General features: G+C 69.1%; 6 protein-coding genes. 3 read left to right on the top strand and 3 right to left on the bottom strand.

All coding sequences use genetic code 11. The annotated features are described in order from the left end of the window. The 3 genes from D8M35_RS15150 to D8M35_RS15140 all read right to left on the bottom strand — a co-directional run. Positions 1-973, bottom strand: a 973-nt coding sequence (locus D8M35_RS15150) for an ABC transporter ATP-binding protein (RefSeq protein ID WP_148113396.1), incomplete at its 3' end; no start/stop codon positions are given. Continuing rightward, positions 970-1,998 carry an ABC transporter permease gene (locus tag D8M35_RS15145; RefSeq protein WP_126892580.1) on the bottom strand — a complete coding sequence of 343 codons (1,029 nt, stop codon included), beginning with the start codon at positions 1,996-1,998 and terminating at the stop codon, positions 970-972. The genes D8M35_RS15150 and D8M35_RS15145, both read right to left, overlap by 4 nt. A 1-nt stretch (position 1,999) precedes the next feature. Continuing rightward, positions 2,000-2,983, bottom strand: a complete 984-nt coding sequence (locus D8M35_RS15140; protein WP_126892579.1) for an ABC transporter permease — start codon at positions 2,981-2,983, stop codon at positions 2,000-2,002. Between the two features lie 144 nt (positions 2,984-3,127). On the opposite strand from D8M35_RS15140, the gene D8M35_RS15135 reads away from it, so the two are divergent. The 3 genes from D8M35_RS15135 to D8M35_RS15125 all read left to right on the top strand — a co-directional run. Then, positions 3,128-4,807: an ABC transporter family substrate-binding protein gene (locus D8M35_RS15135; protein WP_126892578.1), complete on the top strand. Its 1,680-nt coding sequence runs from the start codon at positions 3,128-3,130 to the stop codon at positions 4,805-4,807. A 69-nt stretch (positions 4,808-4,876) separates the two neighbouring features. Beyond that, positions 4,877-5,353 (top strand): peroxiredoxin, encoded by a 477-nt coding sequence (locus D8M35_RS15130; RefSeq protein ID WP_126892577.1) that lies wholly within the window; start codon positions 4,877-4,879, stop codon positions 5,351-5,353. Positions 5,354-5,564: 211 nt separating this feature from the next. Then, a partial coding sequence (locus D8M35_RS15125; RefSeq protein WP_174234764.1) for a PH domain-containing protein occupies positions 5,565-6,020 on the top strand: 456 nt, incomplete at its 3' end.

Raw genomic sequence — 6,020 nt, 5'->3', positions numbered from 1 at the left:
CCTCGCCCGCCACGCCGGCGGCGACGTCGACGGTGGCGAGCGGCGGTTCGGACCCGCGGCACACGGCGGCGGCGAGCGGGCACCGGTCGGCGAACGGGCACGCGTCGGCGAGTCCGATCAGCGACGGTGGCGAGCCCGGGATCGGCACGAGCGGACCGCCGCTCGACTCGTCGAGCCGCGGCAGCGCGCCGATCAAGCCGATCGTGTACGGCATCCGTGGCCGAGCGAAGAGTTCCTCGGCGCTCGCGGTCTCGACGATCCGCCCGGCGTACATCACCGCGATCCGGTCGGCGATGCCGGCGATGACCCCGAGGTCGTGGCTGACGAACACCAGGGCGGCCCCGGTCTCCTGCTGCGCGGTCCGCAGGACGTCGATGATCTGCGCCTGGATCGTCACGTCCAGCGCCGTCGTCGGCTCGTCCGCCAGGATCACGTCCGGGTCGTTCGCCATGGCCATCGCGATCATCGCGCGCTGTCGCATGCCGCCCGAGAACTCGTGCGGGAAGGCGTCGACGCGCTGCTCGGCCTGCGGGATGCCCACGAGCTTGAGCAGCTCCACCGCCCGGGCGCGGGCCTGCTGCTTGGTGCCACCGCGGTGCACGAGGACGGTCTCGGCGATCTGGTCGCCGATCGTGTACACGGGTGTGAAGGCCGACAGCGGGTCCTGGAAGACCATCGCGACCTTCGCACCGCGGAGCTTGCTCATCTGCTTGTCGCTGCGGCCGATGAGCTCCTGCCCCTCGAGCTCGATCGACCCCGTGACCTTCGTGGTCTCCGGCAGCAGGCCGAGGATCGCCATGCTCGTCACGGACTTGCCCGAGCCGGACTCCCCCACGATGCCGAGGACCTCGCCGCGGCGCAGTTCCAGGTCGACGCCGCGGACGGCGTGCACCTCACCGCGTGGTGTCGGGAAGCGGACGTCCAGATCGCGCACGCGCAGGACGGTCTCGGTGGTGGTCGTGGTGGTGCTCATGCGCCGGCCCCTGCCTGCGTGGTGATGGTCGCGGCGTCGACCGCGGCCTGGTTCTGATCGCGCTTCCGGCCGCTCCGCTTCTGCCGCTTGCCGGTCGCCGACGTCGGATCGAGTGCGTCCCGCAGACCGTCGCCGAGCAGGTTCGCCGCGAGCGCGAACACCACGAGGGCGCCGGCCGCGAAGTAGAACAGCCACGGGTAGGTGAGCGCGGCGTCCTGGTTCTGCGCGATGAGGGTGCCGAGCGAGACGTCCGGCGCCTGCACGCCGAAGCCGAAGTAGCTGAGGCTCGTCTCGGACAACACCGCGGCGCCGACCTGGATCGTGCCGTCGATGATGAGGAAGGACGCCACGTTCGGCAGGATGTGCCGGACGATGATCCGGAACGGGCCGATGCCCATGTACCGGGCCGCGCGGACGAACTCGCGCTCCTTGACCGACAGCGTCATCGAGCGGACGACCCGGGCGGTGACCATCCAGCCGAACGCCGCGATGAGGACGACCAGGACGATCCAGCCGGAGTCCTGGATCCGCGGGCTGATGATCGCGATGATCAGGAACGACGGCAGCACGAGCAGCACGTCGACGAAGAACATCACGATGCGGTCGGTCCAGCCGCCGAAGTACCCGGCGGCAGCCCCGGCCAGGGCGGCGAGCGCGGTGGAGAACACCGCGACGAGCAGCCCGATCAGCAGGCTCTTCTGCATCGCTCGGGCGGTCTGGGTGAAGACGTCCTGCCCGATGCCGTTGGTGCCGAACCAGTGCGTCCCGCTCGGCGGCTGCGTGAACGCGGTGTAGTCGATCTGTGAGTACCCCCACGGGCTGACGAGCGGGCCGATGAAGGCGAACGCGAACAGCACGAGGATGGTCACGAGGCCGACCCCGGCACCGCGGTTCATGAAGACTCGGACGACGGTCTGCACGAAGCGGTTGCGCTGCTTCCGGCCGGGTGCCGGCGTCCCGGGGAGCGGGGTGTCCGCGCGCGCGACGGTCGACCCGTCGACGGGCTCGATGCGGGTGTCGGTCATGTCAGGCCCTCCGGACGCGCGGGTCGAGCACGGCGGTCATGGTGTCGGCGAGGAACCCCGCGAGCAGCACCACGACCGCCGCGAACAGGGTGTAGGCGGTGACGGAGTTCACGTCGTTGTTCTGGACCGCGTCGATGAACCAGGCGCCGAGGCCGTTCCACCCGAAGATCTTCTCGGTGAAGGTCGCACCCGTCAGGATGCCGAGGAACCCGTAGGCGAACAGCGTCGTCATCGGGATGAGGGCCGTCCGCAGACCGTGCTTGAACGTCGCGCGGCCCTTCGTCAGACCCTTCGCCCTCGCCGTCCGCAGGAAGTCGGAGCCGAGCACGTCGAGCATCGTCGCCCGCTGGTACCGACTGTAGATCGCGATCAGGCCGAGTGCGATCGAGATGGTCGGCAGGAGCAGGTGCACGCCCCGGTCCGCGAACAGCTCCCACCAGCTGCCGGAGAGCCCGGGCGTTGCCTCGCCGGTGAAGTTGATGAGCTGCGTGCCGCTGTCCTGGTTGAGCTTCGTCGCTCCGATCTTCAGGAAGACCGCGGTCAGGAACACGGGCGTCGAGATGAGGAAGATCGAGATGATCGCGCTCACCCGGTCGGACAACCGGTACTGCCGGATCGCGTTCCAGACACCGAGCAGCACGCCGAGCACGATGCCGATGACCGACCCGACGAGCAGGAGCCGCAGGCTGACGCCCAGTCGCGGCCAGAACGCGTCGTTGACGCTCTTGTCCTGGATCGTCTGGCCGAGGTTGCCCTGCACCGCGTCGCCGAGCCAGTGCCCGTACCGGACGATGACCGGTGTCTTGTCGTTCACGCCGATGTGGTCGAGCTTGGCGTCGACCACGGCGGTCGGCGGCGCCGGGTTGCGTTCCGCGTAGACGGATCGGGGGCTGAACGTTGCCGACGCGAGGAAGTACGTCAGCGACGTGGCGAGGAACACGAGCACGACGTAGTACACGAGTCGACGCGCCAGGTAGCGGATCATGCGGATCACCTTACGACTCGATTTGTTTCCGGCAGATGACACGCTCGGTCGCCGCGCGTAACGAATTGGCGTTTGCAACAGAAGCCCTCGTCTGCCCCCACCCAGGGGACGTAGGGTGATCCCAATCTTCACGGGAGGAAGAACATGAAGCACAGGAAAGCCCTGGCGTTGACGGCGGCACTCGCCGGCTTCGCCCTCGTCGCCACCGGATGCTCCAGCGGTGGCTCCGGCGGGTCCGGCGGCTCCGGTGACTCGGGCAAGGAGGCCCTGCCCTCCAGCGCCCAGATCAACGAGAAGCCCGTCTCCGACCTGCAGCAGGGCGGCACGCTCCGACTGCCGATCTCGCAGTGGATCTCGCAGTGGAACTACTTCGAGCTCGACGGCACCCTGCAGGACGCCGCTGACGTCGAGGCGGCGACGATGCCGCAGACGTTCGTGATCGACTCCGACGGCAAGCCGCAGCTCGACAAGGACACGCTCGAGTCGGCCGAGGTCACCAGCGAGGACCCGCTGACGATCACGTACACCGTGAACCCGAAGGCCGTGTGGAACGACGGCACGCCGATCACGTGGAAGGACTTCGAGGCGCTCTGGAAGGCGAACAACGGGACCGACCCGAGCTACCAGATCGGTGACAGCACCGGGTGGAAGGACATCGAGTCCGTGACCCAGGGCTCCGACGAGCGCCAGGCGATCGTGAAGTACTCGACGCCGTTCTCGGACTGGAAGTCGCTCTTCAGCCCGCTGTACCCGGCGAGCGTCATCGGGACGCCCGACGGCTTCAACAACGGCTACAAGGACAAGGTCCCGGTCTCGGCCGGTCCGTACAAGGTGTCGAAGCTCGACGAGACCGCGGGCACCGTCACGCTCGTCCCCGACGAGAAGTGGTGGGGCGACAAGCCGAAGCTCGACCAGGTCATCTTCCGGAGCCTCGACGGCAACGCCGACGTCGACGCCTACCTGAACAAGGAGCTCGACTCCGTGTCGGTCGGTACCTCGGACCGGTACGCCCGGGTCAAGGACGCGAAGGACACGAAGATCTACGCGTCCCAGTCGGCCTCGTACACCCACGTCGACTTCTCCTCGCAGGGCACCCTGAAGGACGAGAAGCTCCGACTCGCGTTGCAGCACGCGATCAACCGTGAATCGCTCGCATCGGTCATCGGCGGCACCCTGCCGTACAAGCTGCCGGTGCTGAACAACCACGTGTTCCTCGCCACGGACAACGGGTACAAGGACAACTCGAGCCCGAACGGCACGTTCGACGTCGAGAAGGCCAAGAAGCTCCTCGACGACGACGGGTGGAAGACCGACGGCGCGTACCGGAAGAAGGACGGGAAGACGCTCGCGATCTCCATCACGATCCCGTCCGGCGCCACGAGCTCGCAGAAGATCGCCGAGGTCATCCAGGCCCAGCTCAAGGACGTCGGCGTGAAGCTGTCCATCAAGTCGGTGTCGAGCGACGACTTCTTCCCGCAGTACGTCACGCCGGGCAACTACGACATGACGCTGTTCCTCTGGGGCGGCACCGGCTACCACGCCAGCGGCGCGAGCATCTTCATCAGCGGCGACACCGGCCAGAACTACGGTCGCGTCGGCAACGAGAAGATCGACAAGCTCGTGAACCAGGCGATCGCGGAGACCGACACCACCAAGGCGAACGCCCTGTGGAACCAGGTCGACGAGAACGTGTGGGCGATCGGACACTCCCTGCCGATCGTGCAGTCGCCCCGTGTCATCGCGCAGAACCCGAAGCTCGCGAACTACGGCGCCCGTGCCGGCGCCATGGTCTACGACTGGACCAAGGTCGGGTTCACCAAGTAGCAGCACGACACCAGGACGGGCCCGGTCGCACCACGCGACCGGGCCCGTTCCCTGTCCTACTGTGAGGGCATGAGCATCCCCGAGCCGGGCGACACCGCGCCCGACTTCTCCCTGCCCGGACTCGTCGTCCGGAACGGCACCCGCACGGACGACGAGTACGCCCTGTCGGCGGTCATCGGCCGTCCGCTCGTCCTCGCCTTCTACCCCGGCGACGCCACGCCCGTCTGCACGGCCCAGCTCTGCAGCTACCAGGAGGAGCTCGACGACTTCACCGACCTCGGCGCCGTCGTCTGGGGCGTCAGCCCGCAGGCGTTGGACTCCCACGAGGACTTCGCCCGCGGCGCATCCCTGTCGTTCCCGCTGCTGAGCGACACCGGCGGCGACGTCGCGCGCGCCTACGGTGTCCGGGCGCCGGGCATCGGCCTCCGCCGCTCGGTCTTCGTCATCGACGCCGACGGCATCGTCCGGTGGCGCCACGTCGGGCTCGTCGGCCTGCGCTTCCCGAAGGCGGAGACCATCCGCGAGCAGGTCGAACAGCTCGTCTGACCGCGCCGGACGGGCCGGCATTCCTGAGGATCGGGCGTCGGGTGTTGACACCCGGACGGGGCGTGCCGACCATGGACGGACGAGGTCCGCATCGGACCCGCCTCCCCGGGGAACCGGGTCGCCCGGCCGTACGCGCAGGTGTGTCACACCCGCTCCCGGGCGTCCCCGGGGAGGCGCTCTCGACCCCGCCCGCTCCCCTACGATGGCCTGGATGAGCACCGTCGTCGCGCCCCGGATGCGCCTGTTCGCCGTCGTCCTGTGGGCCGTCGCGGTCGTGCTGGTCCCGCTCGCGCTGCTGACCGGCGGCAACCCGTGGCTCGTCCCCGTGCCGAGTGTCTTCACCGCGTTCATCGCGTGGGCCGTGCTCTGGCGCCCGCGCTTCGAGCTCACCGACGACACGCTCACGATCGTCGACGTGCGCCGCACGAGCACCTACCCATGGCGTCGCGTGCAGGAGGTCCGGACGAAGTACGGCATCGAGGTGGTCACGTCCGAGGGCGTCCGCCGCACCTGGCTCGCGACGCGACCGACCGCCGCGCTCGGGCTGCGTGGCCCCGGGGGCGGCTCGACGACGGCCGCCGACGTGCGGGCGGTCGCGGAGGTCCTCCGCGCGCACGTCCCCGCCCCGGTCGCGCAGGCCGGGCCGCCCCCGGCGACCGTCGCGGCC

Origin of the sequence: Curtobacterium sp. HSID17257, from assembly GCF_003989515.1 — a bacterium.
In the GTDB taxonomy this organism is placed as follows: domain Bacteria; phylum Actinomycetota; class Actinomycetes; order Actinomycetales; family Microbacteriaceae; genus Curtobacterium.
The sequence above is the reverse complement of the archived record's forward strand: the minus strand, read 5'-3'. Positions and strand labels throughout refer to the sequence as shown.